Below are 18838 nucleotides of genomic sequence, written 5' to 3'. Positions count from 1 at the left end.
GATCGGCGGGTCAGCCGCCATAACCGGCGTTCAGGCCGTAGCGACGCAGCACCGCGCCGAGCGTCTCGTACGGCGCGCCCGGACCGCCGTCCAGCCGGTACCACCACGCCCGTCGGGCACCCCGCCCGAAGGGCCGACCCACGACAACCTCGTGCTCGGACTCGACGGGGTTTTCGTGGTGGCCGACGAGGATGCCCCACGGCAGCGCCGGCATGCTCGGTCGGCTCGACCGCAGCCCGCCGGACCGGCCCGGATGCACGGACACGATCAGGCTGCGGGCGCTACCCGCCAACTTCTCGGCGAGTCCTTCGAGCGTCGCCGCGTCGACGACCGACAGGGGCGGGCCGGCCAGCCGGAGTTGTTCGCGGACGCCGACGTCGACCCGTTCGACCGTCAGGACCCCGAGCGTCGTCGTCTCGTCGTCGCCGCCGACGATGGTCAGGCTGGTGGGTGCCGGCGCGCGCGTTCGACAGAATGCGGTGAGTTCGTGGCGTGACCACGGTTCGGTGACCGGTTCCGCGACGCCCCAACCGGTCGGCTCGGCGCCGGTGAGGGCGCGCACGGCGGCCTCGGCGCTGGCGCCCAGCCGCAGGGCCTCGGTGGCGGGGTGCATGGTGACGATCTGGATCTCCAGGCCACCCGTCCACGGTGTGTTCGTGGGCAGTGTTCCAGCGGTCTGCGCGGCGTCGGGTCTGGCGAAGCGGTGACCGTCCCAGCGCAGCGGCAGACCGGTGAGGCCGTCCCGGTACTCCTCGCCCGCCCGCACCACCCACTGGCCCTGCGCCTGGGCGAGCATCGTCTCGAACGGGTACGTGATGACGCCGTCCACCGGCGTGACGACCTGGAGCAGCAGACCGTCGCGTACCGCGTCGACGGCCGCCTGCGCGAGCCACGGTGCCAGGCCGACCACCGCCCGGTCCTGGTGCAGGACGACGGCCCGGTCGGTGATCGTGTCGGTCGCGCCGTTCATCGGCTCTCCCATGTCCGCCCTCCGGTGATCTCGACCAGCGCGGCGGTGAAGCGACGGGCGACGTCCGCGGCCTGCGGGTCCGCGCCCGGCGCCCGGCTCTCCACCCACCACACCGGCTCGGGTACGTCGTCGGCGGGCGCGAGGCCGAGGAGCCGCCGCGCCTCCCCGGGTACGCGCACGAGGCGCGCGGCCTCGACGCTCAGCAGGAGCCGCCCGTCGAGGGGATCGAACAGTTGCACCAGCCCGACCGCCTCGACGGTGTCCATCTTCAGCTCGGAGCCGGCCGCGAGCAGGGCCCCGAGCATCGCGGCCGCATCGGGCTCGGCGCGGCACAGCGCCACCGTGTCGAACGTCATCAGTGCTCCTTCGTCTCACCGGTGAACGCGGTCTGCACCATGCGGGGACCGTCGCCGGGGCGGATCAGTTGCGCGCGGCCGGTCGGCAGGACCATGGGCCGCACGCCGGAGAACAGTTGGCCCTCCGTCCGGTCGCCCGACATGAGCAGGCTGAGGCAGCCGGCCTCCCGTACGGCCAGCGGGAACGGCTCGAACAGGCCGCGTGAGGCACCGGCCACCCGGCGGGCCATCACGACGTGCAGCCCGGTGTCGCGGCCGGCCGCCACGTGCGGCACCAGCGCGCCGAGCGGCTGGGTGGCCGACGCGGCCAGGATGTCGTAGTCGTCGATGAGCAGCACGATCCGGGTACGCGCCGCCTCCGGCGACTGCCGTTTCGCCAGCTCGTCGGAGACCGCCCTGGAGAGTTGCTGGGCGAGCGCCGGGTTCGGGGCGTACCCGCCGCAGTAGGAGTCGGGCACCACGTCGGCGAGGGCACGACGCGGGTCGAACACGGCGAAGACGAGTTCCTCGGAGTCGTACTGCCCCATCAACTCCTCGGCGACCAGCCGCAGCAGGTTCGTCTTGCCCGTCCGAGGGTCCCCGAGCACGAGGAGGTGCTGGTCGCGGCCGAAGAGGTCGAGGGCGGCGGTGGAGAAGTCGTGCTCGTAGCGGCCGAAGGGAACCACCCCGTGACCGGAGGGCGCGCCGGCCAGGTCGGCCACGGGCAGCACGGCGGGCAGGACCCGCACCGGCGGCGGCAGCGCGCCCGTCCAGGCCGCCCGTACCGATCGGGCCGCCGCGACCAGACCGGCGACCGCCGGGTCGGCGACCCCGTCCAGGCGGGGAAGCGCCACCTGGGCGAACAACTTCTCGCTGGTCAGCGCCCGACCAGGCTGGTCCGGTGGTACGGCTCGGGCCTGCCTGCCGTCGATGCTGGATTCGGCGGGCTCGGTGAGCCGCAGCTCGACGCGGTTGGCGAAGGCGACCTGCTGGGCGGCGCGGACCTCGTTCCATCGCCGGGCCGTGCCGACCACGTGGATGCCGTAGCGACCGCCCCGGGCGAGCAGGCCGTGCACCTTGCCTTCGAGACCTTCGAACTCGGCGTTGAGCTGTCCGTACCCGTCGATCAGCAACACCACGTCGACGCAGCCGACCTCGGTGCGTACGGCTTCGTCGGCGTTCCGCAGGTCCTCGACCGTGTCGAACTGGTGGCGGGTGAAGATGCGCTGCCGCCGGGTGAGCATCGCGTGCACCTCGTCGACGACACGGCGAACACGCTCACGGTCCTCGCGTCCCGCGACGCCGCCGACGTGGGGCAGCTCGGCGAGCCCCGACAGGCCGTTTCCCAGCAGGTCGATGCCGTAGATCCCGACGTCGGTGGGACGGCGGGTGGTGGACAGGCTGAGCGCGAGGGTGCGCAGCGCCGTTGTCTTGCCGCTGCCGGGCCCGCCCAGGATGAGCAGGTTGCCGCCGCTCCCCGCGAGGTTCAGCACCCAGGGGCCCTGCCACTGGCGGGCCGGGTCGTCGAGTCGGCCCAGCGGAACCGGCAATCCACCGCCGGGCGGCGGGCTCATCCCCAGGCGTACGCCATCGGGTGTGGTGCTCACTCCGCCGGCCATCTCGTCGAGGGTGAGCAGCGACGGCAGGGGCGGTAGCCAGATCGCCGGGACGCGCTGCCCGCTCGCCGCCATCTGCCGTACCACCGTGGACAGCAGGGTCGGTCCGGTGGTGCGCCGGGTGGCCGTCGGCTCGGCCGGCGCGCTCTCGTCGACGTCGGCGTGGGCGGTTCCGAACATCGGCATCGGTTTCGCCAGCGGTCCGACGATCGGGGCGAGCTCGGCGTCCGCACCCTCGTCGAGCGGGCCGGACACGTAGGCGGCCTTGAACCGCTGGTAGATCGACACGTCGACCTTCAGGTACCCGTTCCCGGGCAGCGGCGGCAGGTGGAACGCGTCGACCGTGTCGAGGACGGTGCGCGACTCGATCTCGGTGAGCGTACGCAGGCCGATCCGGTAGGCGAGATAGTTCTCCAGGCCGCGCATCTTGCCCTGCTCGACGCGCTGGCTGGACAGCAGCAGGTGCACGCCGATGGACCGCCCGATCCGACCGATGCGCAGGAACAGGTCGATGAACTCCGCCTTGGCGGCGAGCAGTTCACCGAACTCGTCGATGAGCACGAGGAGGTGGGGCAGTGGGGGTAGGTCGCTGCGCTCACCCTGGGCGCGGAGCATCTGGTACTCGGTGATGTCGGTGACCTTGCCGGCGTCGGCGAGCACCTGTTGGCGGCGCTGCACCTCGCCGTCGAGGCTCGTGTACATCCGCTCCACCAGCGCCGCGTCGGCCGCCAGGTTGGTGATCAGCCCGGCCAGGTGCGGTAGGTCGCTGAACGGCGCGAAGGTGGCCCCGCCCTTGTAGTCCACGAGGACCATCGCCATCCGCTCCGGCGGATGACTCGCCGCCAGGGCGAGCACGAGCGTACGGAGCAGCTCGCTCTTGCCCGAGCCGGTCGCCCCGACGCACAGCCCGTGCGGCCCCATGCCGAGCTGCGCGGGCTCCTTCAGGTCGAGCAGCACCGGACGCCCGGCGGGATCGACCCCGATCGGGACACGGAGAAAGTCTCGCTCTCCACGTGGCCGCCAGAGGCTGGTCAGGTCGAGGTCGGTGAGGTCGGACAGGCCCAACAGATCCTGGAAGTCGGCCGGTGGGGTGCCGGTGCCGTCGTCGTAGGAGTCGGCGGACAGTCGCAGCGGTGCGACGCTGCGGGCCAGTCCCTCCACGAGCGGACCCGGCGCCGCGTCGAGGGTGCCTCGTACGGTCATGGCGGGGGACGCGGTGAGGTCCTCCAGGGTGACCGAGTCGCCGTCGATGGTGATCCGGCGGGAGACGTCGCCGGGCTCGTGCAGCCGGTCGGCGAGCAGGTGGACCACCGTGACGCCGAGGCTGTCCAGTCCGACCGTCGGGTCGGGGCTGGCCAGCACGCGAGCCAGCTCCCCGTGCGCGTCGTCGATGACCAGCAGGCGCGGTCGGGCCTTCGCCTCGGCTCGCCCGCCACCGTGGCGGAACGCCTTGAGCGCGCTGGTGGCCCGCTCCTCCAGGTCGTCGCGGAGCAGTTCCACGAGCGTCTGCGCCGTCGTGACCAGCAGCGGGGTCGGGCCGGACGGGCCGATCGAGGTCCGGTCGAGCAGGTGGGGCAGCCACCGCGCCCACCGCCAGTCCCGGGCCCGTTCCGGAGTGGTGATGATCGCGAGCGTCACGTCGTCCGGTGCGTGGAACGTGGCGACCTGCACGAGGATCGCCCTGGCGACGGCCACTGCCTCCGCGTGGTTCGGCGCTATCACGCTGACGTCCCCGGCGCAGTCGAGGTTCGCCCGCAGGGGCAGCCCGGGTGTCAGCGCGAAGCGGCGGATCAGTGAACGCGCCTCGTGACGCATGAACGGATCGAGCGGGTTGGTGGGCGTGCTCTGCTCGCGCAGCTCGATGGGTCGCACCGGCAGCGCGCCCACACCCAGTCGTACGTGCAGGAAGTCGATGTCGGCGCGTCGGCGCTCCCAGAGCCGGGCGGGGCTGCGGATCACGTCGAGCAGCCGGTTCACGGGCGGGTCGAGGAGGCTGGCCTCCGTACGCATCCGCTGCTCGCTCTCGCGCAGCTGGTCCCGCAGCTCCTCCAGATAGTCCTGGTAGCGCTCGCGCTGCGCGCGGCGCTGTCGGCCGGCCTTGCCCAGCTGGGTGAGGTACATCGCTCCGGCGGCGCCCAGCGCCGCCACCATCACCACCGCGCCGAGGGCCGCGAACCCCGAGCCACGCAGGAACATCATCATGCTCATGGCCACGCCCGCGCCGGCCATCGGCAGCAGCGCCTGTAGCCCCATCGCGGACCGGCCGTCGGGCAGTTGCGGTGGCGGGTCCAGCACCAGCGGGTCCATCGTTGACATCGGGCGGGCCATCCGGGCCGGGCGGTGCACCATGCGCGTCGACATGCGGTCCTCCGGTCAGGTCTGCCGGGCGCGGGTCAGGGCCAACGCGGCCGCGCGGGTCACCTCCACGAGTGTCGCCTCGCCGATCCGTGACGGCGTGATGAGCGCGCCGGCGGCCAGGTGACGGTCGTAGGGCAGCGCCACCACCGGTACGCCGGTCTGCCCGATCAGCTCCCGTGCCGCGCGTTGGTCCAGCGTCGAGCGGCCGTGCGGGTTGCCCGCGCTCAGCACGACGACGACCCGGTCCAGCCACGCCCCGTACCCGTCGTCGACGATCCGACGGAGGGCCTGGTAGGTGCCCCGTACCCCGTCGGGTGTGGCCGCCGCGACGAGCACCACGGCGTGCGCGTCGGCCATCACCCCCGCCGGGGTACGGGCCTCCAGGCCGGGTGGGCAGTCGGTGACGGTGACGGCGAAGAGGCGCGACAGCGCGCGGGTGACCGCGGTGCACAGGTTCGCGTTGGTGGTGCCGCCCGGCAGCACCCAGAGGCCCGTCCCGGTGCGGGGTAGGAGTGGTGCCAGCTCGCGTAGGTCGCCGCCTCGTGCCGCGAGCAGGCCGGGTGCCAGCTGGTGCAGCGACGGCTCGCTCGGCACGCCGAGCCGCCAGGTCAGTGAGCCCTCGTACGGGTCGGCGTCCGCGGCGAGGACCGGATCGGCACGACGGGCCGCGAACACCGACGCCAGCAGCGCGGCGACCGTGGACTTCCCGGCGCCACCCTGCACGGAGGCCACCGCGATGCGCCGGCCGGTGTGTACGGGCGACTGCACCTCGGCCGCCAGGTCGGTGAGTTCCCGGTTCTGCCGGCCGCTGGCGAACATCTGGCTGGCGCTGCGCCAGGTACGCCGTAGCGCGGAGTCGCCGGAGGGGGGACGGCGTGCGATCGGCGGATTGTTCGGTTCGGCCACCGAGGGACCGGCCGGCGGTGCGGTTCGCGGCACCGGAGGAGCGCTCATGCCACCCCCTCTCTCAGAAGGTGTCGAGTAGGCGTGAGTAGAGCCCGAACACCCCTACGGCGACGGGCACCAGCGCCATCACGGTCAGGGCTTCGAGCCGGTCAGCGATCTGCCGGCCCCGCGCCAGGATGTGTGGCGGCGGCCGGTACGCCAGGATCGCCAGGGACACCGCGCAGACACCGAGGGCCGCCACGGCGGTGGCCCACCACGTGTCGGGTCGCTGGTGTATCCAGCTCAGCAGCAGGCCACCCACGACGGTCAGCGTGCCGGTCACCAGCGCCACCACTTCGGCCGCCAGCGGGAAGGCGCGCATCCGCAGCAGTAGGGCGGCGGCCACGAGGACTGCCAGCGTCAGTGGCCACGGACCCGGCGTGGCCGCCAGGACGAGCCCGGCGAGCGTCGCCGAGGTCGCCGCCGCGATCGCCGCGACAGCCAGTCCTCTGTGCGCGGAGTCGACGGCGGCCTGTACGGATACGCGGTTCACCGGCTCGTCGTTGCTGCGTCGGTCGTCGAGGCGGGTGAGGCCCGAGGTGATCAGCGCGAACCGGGGTAGCAATCCCAGCACGCCCACCGACGCGATCGCCATCACCGCCGCGGTCCGCTCGTCGGAGACGCCGAACAGCAGCGGGGTGCCCCAGCCCGCGACCAGGAGGAGTGCTGTCCCGCCACCGAGGAGGCCGGCGCGGCCGTTGCCCGTCGCCGCGCCCACGGTCAGGACGGTGCAGCCGATCACCACGGCCCACAGCGCCAGCTGTCCGGCGCCGGTGTCGGTCCAACCGGGCACGGTGGTCGTCACGATCGCGGCGCCGCTCAGCAGCACCGCCACCCCGACGGCCCGTCGGCCCGCCACTCCGAGGAGGAGGCCGGCCAGGGCGACCGCGCCACCGACGACGCTGACCAGGGCGGGACCGAGTCGTGGGCCGGAGAACAGGGCGGCCGTGGTGGCGGCCACCAGGCAGGCGGTGGTGGCGGTCCACGTCCGAGGGACGTCACCCCACCGGCCGCGTCGACGCGTGAGATCGTCGCCGACCTCGTCGGAGACGTCGTGGACGATCGCCGCCGGTGGTGCCTCCGAGATGGGATCGACCCGGAGCAGGGCGCCGTCGGGAACGGCGGCCTGCCGCAGACTGCCGGCGGGATCGAGCACCGTACCGTCGAGGGTGCTGATCTGGTAGCCGCGCGAATCGTCCGTCGGTGGGTGGCCCACGAGGGCGACGACCTCGGGCAGCAGCAGGCCGAGTGGTTCGTCGGCGGGCAACACGAGGTCGATGCGGCGGTGTGGCCCGGCCAGGGTCACCCGACTGAGGTGGCCGGCGGACGCGAGGGTCTGCGGACCGGTCATCGCTGGCCTGTCGGCTGAACCGCTGCCGGGTTGCGTGCCCGCTGTTGCTCGGCGACGACGTTCTGCAGGAAGGACCAGCCCACACACACGGCGCAGGCCACCGCCGCGAGCACGAGACCGGCCCGCAGCCAACGGAAGCCGTCACCCGTGGCGCGGACGCGGCGCTGCCTGCCCCACAGCAGCAGCTCCCGCATGCGGGCACGGCGAACCGCGACCGACTCGATGAGCTGGGTGTCGAATTCCCGGGCCACGGCTCGATTCTATCCACGGCCGCTAATTCGATTGGGGGCGACGATCACGCGCTGCCGGTGAGCCTGCCACGCCAACGCGTCGACGATGATCAACCTATGAAGGGCCGGTGGCTCCGAGTGCGGCGGCCACTCGGGCTGCCTCGTGCCGGCCCTGGTCCCGTCCGGCGGCCACGAGCCCGGGTACCACGGACCGGTCCGTCACGCTCGTGCCCTGCGCCCGCTTGGAGGCCGTGTCGCGCAGCAGCAGCTCGACCGGGCGGCCCTTACCCAGGGCGGCGCGCTGCTTCTCGATCCGGGCCCACGGCCCGATGGCGGCGGTGCTGGGCGCGAGGGCGATCACCGGGCCGTTCCCGGGTGCGAGGTCCAGGTTGAGGCTGGATCGCATGCCGCCGTCCATGTACCGGTGACCGTCGATGGCAACCGGAGCGGCGGACTGCGGCATGGCGCAGCTCGCGGCGACCGCGTCCACGAGGGGTACGCCGTCGTGCCGCGTGAAGAGGCGCAGGACGCCGGACTCGACGTCGACGGCGGTGACGCGCAGGTCGGCGTCCTTCCAGTTGTGGTCGGGGAGGCGGGCCTCGGCGATCCGGCGCTGCCGCGACGGGTCGTCGATGGGTGCCGCGAGCGCGAGCTTGCCGAGGCGACGGGCGGCCTGCTCGGGGCTGCGGGCGAACAGCTGTGCCCGGGCGAGCCGCAGGAGGCTGAGCAGGCCCAGCGCGGGCCCGGTCTCGTGGGGTACGCCCTGACGCTGGCGCTCGTACAGCTCGGGCAGGGGTGTGCCGCTGGCGATCTGGGCGCCCACCACCGCGCCGGCGCTGGTGCCGAGAAGCACCGCGTCCGGGCCCACGGTCAGTCCCTCGTCGGCGAGGCCGGCGAGGACGCCCACCTCCCAGGCGATGCCGGCGACTCCACCGCCACCGAGCACCCAGACCGGCCGCGTGTCGTCCGTCATCGCCATCCTCCCGCCATGTTACCGCTAACGCTGTTCGCAGTTTGACGCTAGCAGGGGACCTGGAGGGCCGACAACTGCTGGCTCAGGGCTTCCGTCGGCCGAAGATGATCCCGCCGAGCTTGCTCTCCGGCGAGGTGACCGTCATCTCCGCCTCGACCGCGAAGCCGTTGTCGCGCAGCCAGGCCGTCATCCGGGCCGGCCGGCGACGGTGCACGTGGACCCGCATCGGGTGGCCGCCGTACCCCTCGGTCTTGAGCGTCGTCTCGTCACCCACGTGGAAGCCGACCAGCAGTGGGCCGCCCGGCCGAACCACCCGGCGAAAGTGCGCGAGGACCTGACCGAGCCGTTCGTCCGGAACGTGGATGAGCGAGTACCAGGCGAGCAGACCGGCCACCGAGCCGTCGGCCAGGTCGAGGTCGGTCATCGAGCCCATCTCGAACCGCAGGTCGGGGTTGTCGCGGCGGGCCACCGCCAGCATGCCGGGGGACAGGTCGATGCCGAACACGTCGAGACCCAGCTCGTGCAGGTGGGCGGTGATGCGACCGGTGCCGCACCCCACGTCCGCGACCGGACCGCCGCCCGCGGCGCGGACGAGTTCGGCGAACAGCGCCAGCGCGGCCCGCTCGTAGGGTGCGCTGGCCAGAAAGTCGCGGACGAGGTCGGCGTAGCTGACCGCTACCGTGTCGTACGAGGTGCGCGTGTCGGCCAGCCAGTCGTCCGCGTCCATCATGGAAGATTATCGGCCGACGGTCACCTGTGCCGGCCCCCTGGGGGCTCCACCTCTGTCGGGGGTTGCTGAGCGTACGGTCAGCGCCATGAACGACAGTCGCGCCGCCAGACCTCTTCTTCGCCGAACCTCGGACCTGCCCGCCTGCCCGGCGAACGGGGTGCAACGCGCGGTGGGTTCGGCGTCGGGTGAGCGTCGATGAACCGCAGCCCGGTGCTGTTGGGCGCCATCGCACTCGCCCTCGTGGCGGCCCTTCTGTCCGCGCCCGGTGGAGCACCCGTGACCGCTCACGCCGCAGCGGTCGCCTGTCCCACGCCAGCGCGGCCGACGATGAAGATCCTGACCGTTGGCGACTCGATCACCGAGGGCGCGACGATGGCCGGCTCGGTGAGCGCTGCCTACCGTGCGGAGTTGGGGCGACTGCTCACCGAGAACTGCGTCCCGCACACCTTCGCCGTCGCGGCGGTGGGGGGTACGACCTGCGGCTACTGGACGACACGGATGGCGGACCTCGTCAGCACGCACCAGCCCGACCTGATCCTGCTGAACTGCGGGACCAACAACAATCTGTCGACCGCCACGGCGACACAGATCACCGCTTTCGAGCGCACCTACCGGACACTCTTCGACATCGCACTGGACATGGACCCGGACGTCGTCATGTACCCGGCGTGGGTGCAGTACAGCGCCGGCCATGGCACGACCGGCTGCACGACCCCACCGGGCCCGAGCCCGGCCTGGCTCCCCGCGAGCGAGGCCGTCGTCAACGACGCGATCTACCGCAGCATCAAGGTCATCGACGAGTTCGGCGACCGCGTACCGACGTGGATCGACTACCAGCCCATCCCCGAAGGCTATCTGGACGAGTGTGGGGTGCACCCCACACCGGGTGGCTACGACGTGATGGGCAGGCTGGCTTACAACACCATCGCCCCACGGCTGGGTGTACCGCTCGCGCCACTGCCGTGTGGGTTGGTCGGCCGTCGGCCGGACCATCCGGTCGGTGACTGGACCCCCTGCAGGACGATGAACCTCAACTCGTGACGTGTGTCCGCTCGTCGCCGCCGATTCAGACGTAGATCTTCTTGGCGTACTCCGGGCCGTAGTGCCTCTCCAGCTCCTCCAGGCTCTCGACGGGCGCCTCGACCTCCTTGATCAGGCGGGCGCGGGACGGCAGCACGTCGGGCTGCCAGGTCTCCGGCTGCCACAGCGCGGACCGCAGGAACGCCTTCGCGCAGTGGTAGAAGATCTGCTCGATCTCCACCACCACGGCGAGCACCGGCCGGTGTCCCTTGACGACCATGTCGTCGAACCAGGGAGCGTCGCGCACCAGGCGGGCCCGCCCGTTGATGCGCAGCGTGTCGGTGCGGCCCGGGATCAGGAACAGCAGCCCGACGTGCGGGTTGTCCAGGATGTTGCGGTAGCCGTCCGCCCGCTTGTTGCCCGGCCGCTCCGGCAGCGCGATGGTCGTGTCGTCGAGCACCAGCGCGAACCCGGCCGGGTCGCCCTTCGGGGAGACGTCACAGGTGCCGTCCGCGCCGGCCGTCGCCACCAGGCAGAACGGCGCGGCAGCGAGCCACTGCCGGTCGCGCTCGTGCAGGCGGGGGCGGTCCTTGTTGGCGGCCCGGGGGTGCGGCGTCCCGAGCAACTCGCGTAGTTCCTCGTGCGTGGTGATCTCCACCGTCACGTGATCCTCCCTGAGCCGTTGACCAGGGTGGCGGGCGCGCCACCGTCGCCAGCCTAGGCCCGCGTGGCCATCGAGGTTTGCCCCTGGTAGCCGGGGGTACGGCCTCACTCGACACGCCCGCCGCACGTACCGTCCGCAGGAGCGCCGACCAGTGGAGGCCGGGACATGGAGAGCCGACTCAAGGTGCTGGGTCACCCAGTCCATCCAATGCTTGTCATGTTCCCGGTCGCGTTGCTGGTCACGGCGGTGCTCTTCGACATCATCGACACCGTTGGCGGCCCCGATTTCCTCGGCGAGGTCGCGTACTGGAACATCACCGTCGGTCTGATCGGCGGCCTGCTGGCCGCGGCGGCCGGTTCGTTCGACCTGCTGGCGATCCCGACGGGCACCCGCGCGAAGCGGGTCGGTCTGCTGCACGCGGGCGCGAACGTCGCGGTGATCCTGCTCTTCGCCGCCGTCTGGGCGGTCCGGCTCAACGCGGACTCGCGGGCCGCCGGCGGCGCGCTGATCGCCATCGAGGTGGTCGCGGTGGCGATCCTCGGCATCAGCGCCTGGCTCGGTGGCGAACTTGTCGACCGGCTCGGTGTGGGCGTCGACCCCGACGCCGATCTGAACGCGCCCAGCTCACTGCGACCCACCACCCAGCGGATCGGAGACGCGCGATGACCGAGCAGCAGGCCGGTGGTTTCGGTCGGGGGTGGCGCAGCCGGCAGCAGGGCTGGGACCCGATGGGCGAGTTGCAGTCGCTGCGCGCCGAGCTGAGCCGGTTGGTCGGCGGCCGGGCCGGGGCGTCCGACGTCGAGCTGACCGAGACCGCGGACGGTTGGCAGGTCGTCGTGCGGTTGCCCGGCGTCGCGCCGGAGGAGGTCGCCGTCGAGCTGGACGACCGCGAGTTGTGCGTGCGGGGCCGCTCCGAGGCGGAGGTCAACGCCGACCAGGGCATCCCCGGTGGCTTCGAGACCCGGGGTTTCGAGTACCGCGTCGACCTGCCGTCGCGGGTCGACCCGGAGGGCATCGACGCGGTGATGGACCACGGGCTGCTGCGGGTCCGCCTGCCCCGGGCGGCGAGGCCCGCGCCGCGCACCATCACCGTCGGCCGCACCGGGCCGCGCTCCGGCGGCCTGTCCGGGGGTACGCCGGTTCCGGCCGACCCCGCCGCGGACCGGGAGCTGCACCACCCGGACGCGGTCGGCGAGATCGACCGGCCGTAGCGGGCCAGGTGGTCACCCCGTCCCTGCTCGGCCCGACGGCCGGGCGAGTCGACGACGTGCGGCGGATCGCGGTGCTGCGCGCCAACGCCCTCGGCGACTTCATCTTCGTCCTGCCGGCGTTGGAGGCGCTGCGTGCCGCGTACCCCTCGGCGGAGATCGTGTTGCTCGGAGCGCCGTGGCACGCGAAGCTCTGGCGCGACCGGCCCGGCCCGGTGGACCGGGTGCTGGTGGTGCCGCCGGGGCCGGGCATCCGCGAGCCGGTGGCCGACGAGTCGACCTCGACGGTGGACGACTTCGTGGCGGCGGCCCGGGACGAGAGCTTCGACCTGGCGGTGCAGCTCCACGGTGGCGGCGCGAACTCCAACCCGTTGATCAGTCGGCTCGGCGCCCGGGTGACCGTCGGGCTGCGCGCCGAGGACGCGCCCCCGCTGGACCGGTGGCTCCGCTACGTGTACTACCAGCACGAGGTGATCCGCTACCTGGAGACGGTGGCGCTGGTGGGCGCTCCGGCCACCACGATCGTGCCGACGCTGGCGGTCACCGACGCCGACCGGGCGGAGGCGGAGCGGGTGCTCGGCCCGCCGGAGCGACCCCGGGTGGCGTTGCATCCCGGTGCCAGCGACACGCGACGGCGCTGGCCGGCCGAGCGGTTCGCCGAGGTGGCGGACGCGCTGCACGACGACGGCTACGAGGTGCTGGTGACCGGTACGCCGGCGGAGCGGGACGTCGTGGACCGGGTGGTCGCGGCGGCCGGTGCGCCGGTCCGGCCGCAGGTGGGCACGCTCAGCCTCGGCGGGCTGGCCGGCTGCTACGCCGGTTGCGCTCTGGTCGTCTCGAACGACACCGGCCCGCTGCACCTGGCCGGCGCGGTGGGTACGCCCACGGTGGGCATCTTCTGGGTCGGCAACCTGATCAACACGGCGACGCCGCTGCGCGGCCGGCACCGGCCGATCACCTCGTGGATGGTGCACTGCCCGGTCTGCGGGGTGGACTGCACGCCCGGCATCTATCCGCACCGACCGGGCGACGGGGAGTGCCCGCACCGCGACTCGTTCGTCACCGACGTCCCCGTGGCCGAAGTGCGCGAGGCGGCCCGCGAACTGCTCAACCCATAGTTAAGCCCTCGTCGGCGAGGACGACCTCCCACGCCTCCACGTCCCGTTCGGTGACCGTGGTGGGGGTCTCCAGGTGGTAGGCGCCGCTGGGCAGGATGCCCGCCCCGCCGTGCCGGGTCAGCACCGCGAGCTGGGCGGCCACGTCCTCACCCTGGTGCCGCTCCTGCACCCGACGCCAGAAGTCGAACCCGCCGGAGTCGAGGAGCTTGGCCCGGTCGTAGAGCACGCAGCCGCCGATCCAGGACACCTTGTACGCCCGCCACGCGCCCGGCGGCAGCCCCACCGTGGCGGTGACGTGCAGCAGATTGGCCGCCGAGTGGATCCGGGCGCGTTCCCACTCGACGGTGCCCGGGCGGATCCGCTCCGGCGCGGGCGGTCCGGCCCACTCCTCGTAGTGCCCGTGCGTGTCCGGACGGACGTCGTCGACGTACGACAGACCGTGCACGCCGTTGCCCACGAACCCGCAGCCCAGCTCCTCGATCGCGGTGACCAGCCGGCGCAGCGCCCCCGGCTCCAGCCAGACGTCGTCGTCGAGGTTGAGCACGTACCGGGCGGCCGACGCGTCGAGCAGGTACGCGCGGTGCTCGGCCAAGCCCCGACGCGGCAGCCGGCGGGTCAGCAGCACCGGGTGGCCGGCGTGCCGCAGCGCCCGGACCATGGTGGCCGCGGCCGGGTGGGCGTACGCCGGGTCGCCGTCGGACTGGTCGCTGACCACCACGCCGAAGCCGGGCACCCCCTCCTGCGCGGCGAGCCCGGCCAGGGTGACGGCCAGCTCGGTGGGCCGGTTACGGGTCGGGATCAGCACGTCGACGAGCCGGTCGACGCGGAACTCCGCCGGCGTGCCGAGGGCGAGGGGCCGGTTCACGACGACTGGGTACGGGTGCTCAACGACGGATCGGAGGCGTACGACGACGGGTCCTGACCGTGGGACCGGATCCGTTCGATGATCGCCGAGGTGGACCGGTCCGCCACGTATCCGAGGGTTCGCACCTGACCGCCGAGCCGACGCACCAGCGGCGCTTCCGGCACCAGCTCGGGCGGGTAGTCCCCGCCCTTGACGTAGACGTCCGGCCGGACCGCCTCGATCAGCGCGGCGGGCGAGTCCTCCTCGAAGACCACCACGTGGTCCACGCAGGACAGCGCGGCCAGCAGGGCGCCACGGTCCTCGACCGGGTTGACCGGCCGGTCCGGACCCTTGAGCCGGCGTACGCTGCCGTCCGAGTTGACCGCCACGATGAGCAGGTCGCCCAGGGCGCGGGCCTGCTCCAGGTAGCGCACGTGCCCGGGGTGCAGCACGTCGAAGCAGCCGTTGGTGAACACCACCGACCGTCCCGCCTCGCGGTGTTCGGCGACGATCGCGTCCAACTCGTCGGTGCCGACCACCGCCGGGTGCCCGCTGGCCTCCGGCGGCATGTCGAGCGCGGCGAGCAGGTCGTCGCGCAGGCACACACAGGTGCCGGTGTCGGAGACCGTGATCGTGGCCGCGAGTTGGGCGAGTTGCGCGGCGGTGGGCAGCGGCGCGGCGGCGGCCAGGGCCAGGGTCATCGCCGCCAGGTAGGCGTCTCCCGCTCCCACGGCGTGGCTCGCCGGGACCGGGGTGCTGTGGCTGCGCCGCCGCTCGCCGTCCGCGCCGCCGACCACCGCGCCGTCGGTGTCCAGGGTCACCGCGACCACGTCCGCCCCCGTGTGGGCGTGCAACTCCGCCAGGCGCGACTCGGCCAGCACGGCCCGGTCCACACCCGCTCCGGCCTCGGTGTTCACGGTGACGCCCGTCCCGGTGACGCTCAGACCGTCGCCGGTGAGGGCCACCCGACTCTCGCCCGGAGTGGGTTCGCCGACCGGGCCGGGACGGTCGTCGACGCGGGCCCCGCCCGGGGCGGCCCCCACGCTCAACTCGGACGGCCCGTCGGCCGGATCGATGTCGGGGTGCTCCAGGTGCAGGTCGGTGCCGGCCGTCGTACGGGTCGCGCCACCGGCGCGGGCCAGCAACCGGGTCGCCTCGGCGAAGCTCGGGGTGACCACGGTCGGCGCGAGCCCCCGCCAGTCGGCGAGGTCGTGGGCGTCCAGCGCGACCGTGGCGTACCGCTCGCGGTTCTCGACCAGCCACGCGCGGACCGGCGCGGGCAGCGCCCCCAGGCCGTAGTCGCAGACCACCAGGGTCGGCGCCTCGCCGTCAGCGGCGGCGCGCAGCTCCTCGGTGGCGCAGTCCAGCGCCGTGAGCAGCCGGGTCACGCCGTCCGGGTCGAGCGCGTCGTCGGGGTCACCCGAATCCTCCCGGAGCAGGATCTGGTTGCCGGCCAGCATCCGCCGCTTCACGGGGGTGGGTCGGCCAGGGTGGTTGACGGTACGGTCCCAGACGCCGGCCCGGTCCAGACAGTCGTGCAGTTCGTCCCCGGCGACGTCCGCGCCGACCGGCGCCACCAGCACGGCCCGACCGCCGAGGGTGGCGACGTTGACGGCGGTGTTCGCCGCCCCACCGGCAGCGGAGATCCGTCGACGCAGGGTCAGGACCGGGGCGGGCGCCTCCCGGCAGAGCCGGTCGGACTCGGCGAACCGCCACTCGTCCAGCATGGCGTCACCGACGATCAGGACCGGACGCCCGAGCCAGCTCTCCACGACGGTGGCGAGCCTGCGCTGTTCCGCTGCTGCTCCTGCCATGCCTCCCCGGGTCCCCAGCGGCCCCCGGGCCAAACCTGGGCCGATGTGACGCCCCTCGTGGGGTGTTTCGGGCGGTAGGGCGCGGGAAGGGAACTGAGGAACCCCGGAGAGGAGATGTACCGAGATGGCAGCGACATTGCAGGGTAAGAGGATCGCCTTCCTGGCCGCCGACGGTGTCGAGGAGGTCGAGTACGTCCAGCCGCGCGAGGCGGTCGAGAACGCCGGCGCGACCGTGGAGCTGGTCTCGCTCAAGCCCGGTTCCATCCAGTCCTTCAACCACCTCGACCAGTCCAAGACGTACGACGTCGACGTCACCGCGGACCAGGCGGACGCCGCCGGGTACGACGCGCTCGTGCTGCCCGGAGGGGTGGCGAACCCGGACTTCCTGCGGTCGGATCCGGACGCGGTGCGGTTCGTGAAGGCGTTCTTCGAGGCCGGCAAGCCGGTCGGGGTGATCTGCCACGGCCCGTGGACGCTGATCGAGGCGGACGTGGTGCGCGGCCGGAAGATCACCTCGTGGCCCAGCCTGCGCACCGACCTGACCAACGCCGGCGCAACCTGGGTGGACGAGGAGTGCGTAGCAGACGGCAACCTGGTGAGCAGCAGAAACCCCGACGACCTCCCCGCCTTCTGCACCCAAATCACCAAATCCTTCGCCGCCTCCTAACCCCCCATTTCCCCGGTGATCAAGAGGTTTGCGTCATCCCGACCGGCGTGTCGTGACGCAAACCTCTTGATCACCGCGGCATAGGTCGGCGGTTGCGCGCATGTTCTGGGGTGTGCGGGAAAGAGGGGCGTATGACTGCCGACGCCTCCGCTGCCCCGGTGCTGAATCGCCAGCAGATCCGGCTGCTCATGCTGGGTCTGATGACCGGCATGTTGCTGGCCGCCCTCGACCAGACGATTGTCGGTACGGCCCTGCCGACGATCGTCGGTGAGCTGGGCGGGATCAACCACTACTCGTGGGTGGTCACGGCGTACCTGCTCGCCTCGACCGCGTCGACGCCCCTGTACGGCAAGATGGCCGACCTGTACGGGCGTCGCCCGGTCTTCCTCTTCTCGATCGGCACATTCCTGCTCGGGTCGCTGCTGGCCGGGCTGTCGCAGAACATGACCCAGCTGATCATCACGCGCGGCATCCAGGGGCTCGGTGCCGGTGGTCTGCTGACGCTGGCGTTCACGATCATCTCGGACGTGGTCTCACCTCGGGAGAGGGGCCGTTACCAGGGGCTCTTCGGCGCGGTGTTCGGCATCGCGTCGGTGGCGGGACCGTTGGTCGGTGGGTATTTCGCCGAGACCGACTGGCGGTGGATCTTCTACATCAACGTGCCGCTCGCGATCCTGGCCATCGTGGTCTGCTACCACGTGATGCGGCTGATCCCGTTCGAGCGGCGGGACCACGCGATCGACTGGCTCGGTGCCGGCCTGCTGGTGGCCGGGGTGAGCAGCCTCCTGCTCGCGCTGAGTTGGGGCGGCAACGAGTACCCCTGGGGTTCCGGGCTGATCATCGGTCTCTTCGTCGCCGGTGCGGTGCTGGCCGCGCTCTTCGTGCTTCAGGAGGCGCGGGTCGCCGAGCCGATCCTGCCGCTGCGGCTGTTCCGCAGCGCCACGTTCGCGCTGGCCAACTCGGCCGGCTTCGTGCTCGGTCTGGTGATGTTCGGGTCGATCATCTTCATCCCGCTGTACCTCCAGATCGTCAAGGGCGCCTCGCCGACCCGCAGCGGTCTGCTGATGCTGCCGATGATGGCGGGCATCATCGTCACCTCGATCGTCACCGGTCGGGCGATGAGCCGGATCGGCCGCTACAAGTGGTTCCCGGTGGCCGGGGCGGCGACCCTGCTGGTCGGCATGCTGCTGTTCACCCGGTTGCAGGTGGGTACGTCGCTCTGGGTGGCGTTCGGTTTCATGGTGGTGATCGGCGTCGGCCTCGGTCTGTGCATGCAGTCGCTCGTCCTCGCGGTGCAGAACGCGGTCTCCGTCCGTGACCTGGGCGCCGGTACCTCGTCGGCGACGTTCTTCCGGTCGCTGGGTGGTTCGTTCGGGGTGGCGATCCTTGGCACGGTGCTCTCGTCGCGGCTCAACTCGCAGCTTGCCGACCGGCTGCCCGCTGCGATCGCCCAGCTCCCACCGGAACAGCGGGCCGCGGTGGCGGCGAGCGGCGGCACGAACATCTCGATCAACGACCCCGCGACGATCATGGCGCTGCCCGGTGCCGTGCGGGCCGCTATCCAGGCGTCGTTCGTGGAGTCGCTGCACCTGGTCTTCCTGACCGCCGGACTCGTCGCCATCGTGGCGGTGCTGGTGACCCTGGCGATGCCCAACAGCGAGTTGCGGGGTGCCGGCCCGCAGGGTGCCAAGGGCGGGGCCGACCCGCTCGGCGGCGAGGCGCCGGCACCGGGCGGTAAGCCGCTGACCCGCGAGTCCAAGGAAGAGGCCGCCGCCGACATGGAGGCCAAGTCCCAGACGATGATCTGACCGCGCGGTCGCCCGGACCGCTCCCCGGCGGCCGGCCGGGTGGTTCGGGGCGGAGAGGTCCGGAGCTCTCCGCGGCGGCCGGCAATTGCCAATGAGCGTGATGCCTGTGAGTCATCAAGATGACTCACAGGCATGAAGCGCCTTGGCAGGTGCGCGCCCCGACGCCATAGGGGCAGAGCTACATGTG

General features: G+C 72.4%; 17 protein-coding genes. 6 read left to right on the top strand and 11 right to left on the bottom strand.

The features are described from left to right. Window positions 1–10: 10 nt before the first annotated feature. The 8 genes from AB0J36_RS20925 to AB0J36_RS20890 form a co-directional block, all read right to left on the bottom strand. Complete coding sequence (locus tag AB0J36_RS20925; protein WP_357172010.1) at window positions 11–970, bottom strand: DUF6177 family protein; 960 nt, start codon at window positions 968–970, stop codon at window positions 11–13. Continuing rightward, complete coding sequence (locus AB0J36_RS20920; RefSeq protein WP_357172009.1) at window positions 967–1326, bottom strand: hypothetical protein; 360 nt, start codon at window positions 1324–1326, stop codon at window positions 967–969. Before AB0J36_RS20920 ends, AB0J36_RS20925 begins: the two co-directional genes overlap by 4 nt. Then, window positions 1326–5282 (bottom strand): type VII secretion protein EccCa, encoded by a 3957-nt coding sequence (gene eccCa, locus AB0J36_RS20915; RefSeq protein ID WP_363661013.1) that lies wholly within the window; start codon window positions 5280–5282, stop codon window positions 1326–1328. The genes AB0J36_RS20920 and eccCa overlap by 1 nt, the downstream gene beginning before the upstream one ends. 12 nt (window positions 5283–5294) lie before the next feature. Next, window positions 5295–6233, bottom strand: a complete 939-nt coding sequence (locus AB0J36_RS20910; RefSeq protein ID WP_357123745.1) for a hypothetical protein — start codon at window positions 6231–6233, stop codon at window positions 5295–5297. Window positions 6234–6246: 13 nt separating this feature from the next. Next, window positions 6247–7575 (bottom strand): type VII secretion integral membrane protein EccD, encoded by a 1329-nt coding sequence (gene eccD, locus AB0J36_RS20905; protein WP_357392643.1) that lies wholly within the window; start codon window positions 7573–7575, stop codon window positions 6247–6249. Next, entirely contained in the window at window positions 7572–7826 is a 255-nt protein-coding gene (locus AB0J36_RS20900) for a hypothetical protein (protein ID WP_355049238.1), read from the bottom strand. Before AB0J36_RS20900 ends, eccD begins: the two co-directional genes overlap by 4 nt. A gap of 94 nt (window positions 7827–7920) precedes the next feature. Continuing rightward, window positions 7921–8778: a patatin-like phospholipase family protein gene (locus AB0J36_RS20895; RefSeq protein WP_357392644.1), complete on the bottom strand. Its 858-nt coding sequence runs from the start codon at window positions 8776–8778 to the stop codon at window positions 7921–7923. Between the two features lie 82 nt (window positions 8779–8860). After that, window positions 8861–9505 (bottom strand): class I SAM-dependent methyltransferase, encoded by a 645-nt coding sequence (locus tag AB0J36_RS20890; RefSeq protein WP_357123756.1) that lies wholly within the window; start codon window positions 9503–9505, stop codon window positions 8861–8863. Window positions 9506–9703: 198 nt separating this feature from the next. On the opposite strand from AB0J36_RS20890, the gene AB0J36_RS20885 reads away from it, so the two are divergent. Then, on the top strand, window positions 9704–10549 hold the full coding sequence (locus tag AB0J36_RS20885; RefSeq protein WP_363661012.1) for an SGNH/GDSL hydrolase family protein: 846 nt from the start codon (window positions 9704–9706) through the stop codon (window positions 10547–10549). Between the two features lie 25 nt (window positions 10550–10574). Here AB0J36_RS20885 and AB0J36_RS20880 read toward each other — a convergent pair whose 3' ends face one another. After that, complete coding sequence (locus tag AB0J36_RS20880) at window positions 10575–11192, bottom strand: pyridoxamine 5'-phosphate oxidase family protein (RefSeq protein WP_357123763.1); 618 nt, start codon at window positions 11190–11192, stop codon at window positions 10575–10577. A gap of 165 nt (window positions 11193–11357) precedes the next feature. Here AB0J36_RS20880 and AB0J36_RS20875 point away from each other — a divergent pair, with 165 nt between their 5' ends. The 3 genes from AB0J36_RS20875 to AB0J36_RS20865 are packed head-to-tail and all read left to right on the top strand — an operon-like array spanning window position 11358 to window position 13518. Further along, window positions 11358–11858, top strand: a complete 501-nt coding sequence (locus tag AB0J36_RS20875; RefSeq protein ID WP_355049234.1) for a DUF2231 domain-containing protein — start codon at window positions 11358–11360, stop codon at window positions 11856–11858. Further along, window positions 11855–12403 (top strand): Hsp20/alpha crystallin family protein, encoded by a 549-nt coding sequence (locus AB0J36_RS20870; RefSeq protein ID WP_357123766.1) that lies wholly within the window; start codon window positions 11855–11857, stop codon window positions 12401–12403. Before AB0J36_RS20875 ends, AB0J36_RS20870 begins: the two co-directional genes overlap by 4 nt. 8 nt (window positions 12404–12411) lie before the next feature. Then, window positions 12412–13518 (top strand): glycosyltransferase family 9 protein, encoded by a 1107-nt coding sequence (locus AB0J36_RS20865; protein ID WP_363661011.1) that lies wholly within the window; start codon window positions 12412–12414, stop codon window positions 13516–13518. On the opposite strand, the gene AB0J36_RS20860 is transcribed toward AB0J36_RS20865, so the two are convergent. Both AB0J36_RS20860 and rfaE2 read right to left on the bottom strand, forming a co-directional pair. Further along, entirely contained in the window at window positions 13508–14383 is an 876-nt protein-coding gene (locus tag AB0J36_RS20860; protein WP_357172004.1) for a glycosyltransferase family A protein, read from the bottom strand. The genes AB0J36_RS20865 and AB0J36_RS20860 overlap by 11 nt on opposite strands. Next, window positions 14380–16176 carry a D-glycero-beta-D-manno-heptose 1-phosphate adenylyltransferase gene (gene rfaE2, locus AB0J36_RS20855; protein ID WP_363661010.1) on the bottom strand — a complete coding sequence of 599 codons (1797 nt, stop codon included), beginning with the start codon at window positions 16174–16176 and terminating at the stop codon, window positions 14380–14382. The genes AB0J36_RS20860 and rfaE2 overlap by 4 nt, the downstream gene beginning before the upstream one ends. Window positions 16177–16300: 124 nt before the next feature. Here rfaE2 and AB0J36_RS20850 point away from each other — a divergent pair, with 124 nt between their 5' ends. Beyond that, entirely contained in the window at window positions 16301–16843 is a 543-nt protein-coding gene (locus AB0J36_RS20850; RefSeq protein ID WP_363661009.1) for a type 1 glutamine amidotransferase domain-containing protein, read from the top strand. Window positions 16844–16974: 131 nt separating this feature from the next. Further along, entirely contained in the window at window positions 16975–18651 is a 1677-nt protein-coding gene (locus AB0J36_RS20845) for an MDR family MFS transporter (protein WP_357123781.1), read from the top strand. Window positions 18652–18838 lie beyond the last annotated feature (187 nt).

The organism is Micromonospora sp. NPDC049662, from assembly GCF_040675055.1.
In the GTDB taxonomy this organism is placed as follows: Bacteria; Actinomycetota; Actinomycetes; order Mycobacteriales; family Micromonosporaceae; genus Micromonospora.
Note: the sequence above shows the minus strand (reverse complement) of the source record. Positions and strands in the feature narration are given on the sequence as shown.

Bases quoted from the DNA above. Each gene is read 5' to 3' on its own strand.
- eccCa (WP_363661013.1), bottom strand. From the start codon at position 5,282: ATGTCGACGCGCATGGTGCACCGCCCGGCCCGGATGGCCCGCCCGATG.
- eccD (WP_357392643.1), bottom strand. From the start codon at position 7,575: ATGACCGGTCCGCAGACCCTCGCGTCCGCCGGCCACCTCAGTCGGGTG.
- AB0J36_RS20890 (WP_357123756.1), bottom strand. From the start codon at position 9,505: ATGGACGCGGACGACTGGCTGGCCGACACGCGCACCTCGTACGACACG.
- AB0J36_RS20895 (WP_357392644.1), bottom strand. From the start codon at position 8,778: ATGACGGACGACACGCGGCCGGTCTGGGTGCTCGGTGGCGGTGGAGTC.
- AB0J36_RS20885 (WP_363661012.1), top strand. From the start codon at position 9,704: ATGAACCGCAGCCCGGTGCTGTTGGGCGCCATCGCACTCGCCCTCGTG.
- AB0J36_RS20845 (WP_357123781.1), top strand. From the start codon at position 16,975: ATGACTGCCGACGCCTCCGCTGCCCCGGTGCTGAATCGCCAGCAGATC.
- AB0J36_RS20875 (WP_355049234.1), top strand. From the start codon at position 11,358: ATGGAGAGCCGACTCAAGGTGCTGGGTCACCCAGTCCATCCAATGCTT.
- AB0J36_RS20870 (WP_357123766.1), top strand. From the start codon at position 11,855: ATGACCGAGCAGCAGGCCGGTGGTTTCGGTCGGGGGTGGCGCAGCCGG.
- rfaE2 (WP_363661010.1), bottom strand. From the start codon at position 16,176: ATGGCAGGAGCAGCAGCGGAACAGCGCAGGCTCGCCACCGTCGTGGAG.
- AB0J36_RS20850 (WP_363661009.1), top strand. From the start codon at position 16,301: ATGGCAGCGACATTGCAGGGTAAGAGGATCGCCTTCCTGGCCGCCGAC.
- AB0J36_RS20920 (WP_357172009.1), bottom strand. From the start codon at position 1,326: ATGACGTTCGACACGGTGGCGCTGTGCCGCGCCGAGCCCGATGCGGCC.
- AB0J36_RS20910 (WP_357123745.1), bottom strand. From the start codon at position 6,233: ATGAGCGCTCCTCCGGTGCCGCGAACCGCACCGCCGGCCGGTCCCTCG.
- AB0J36_RS20925 (WP_357172010.1), bottom strand. From the start codon at position 970: ATGAACGGCGCGACCGACACGATCACCGACCGGGCCGTCGTCCTGCAC.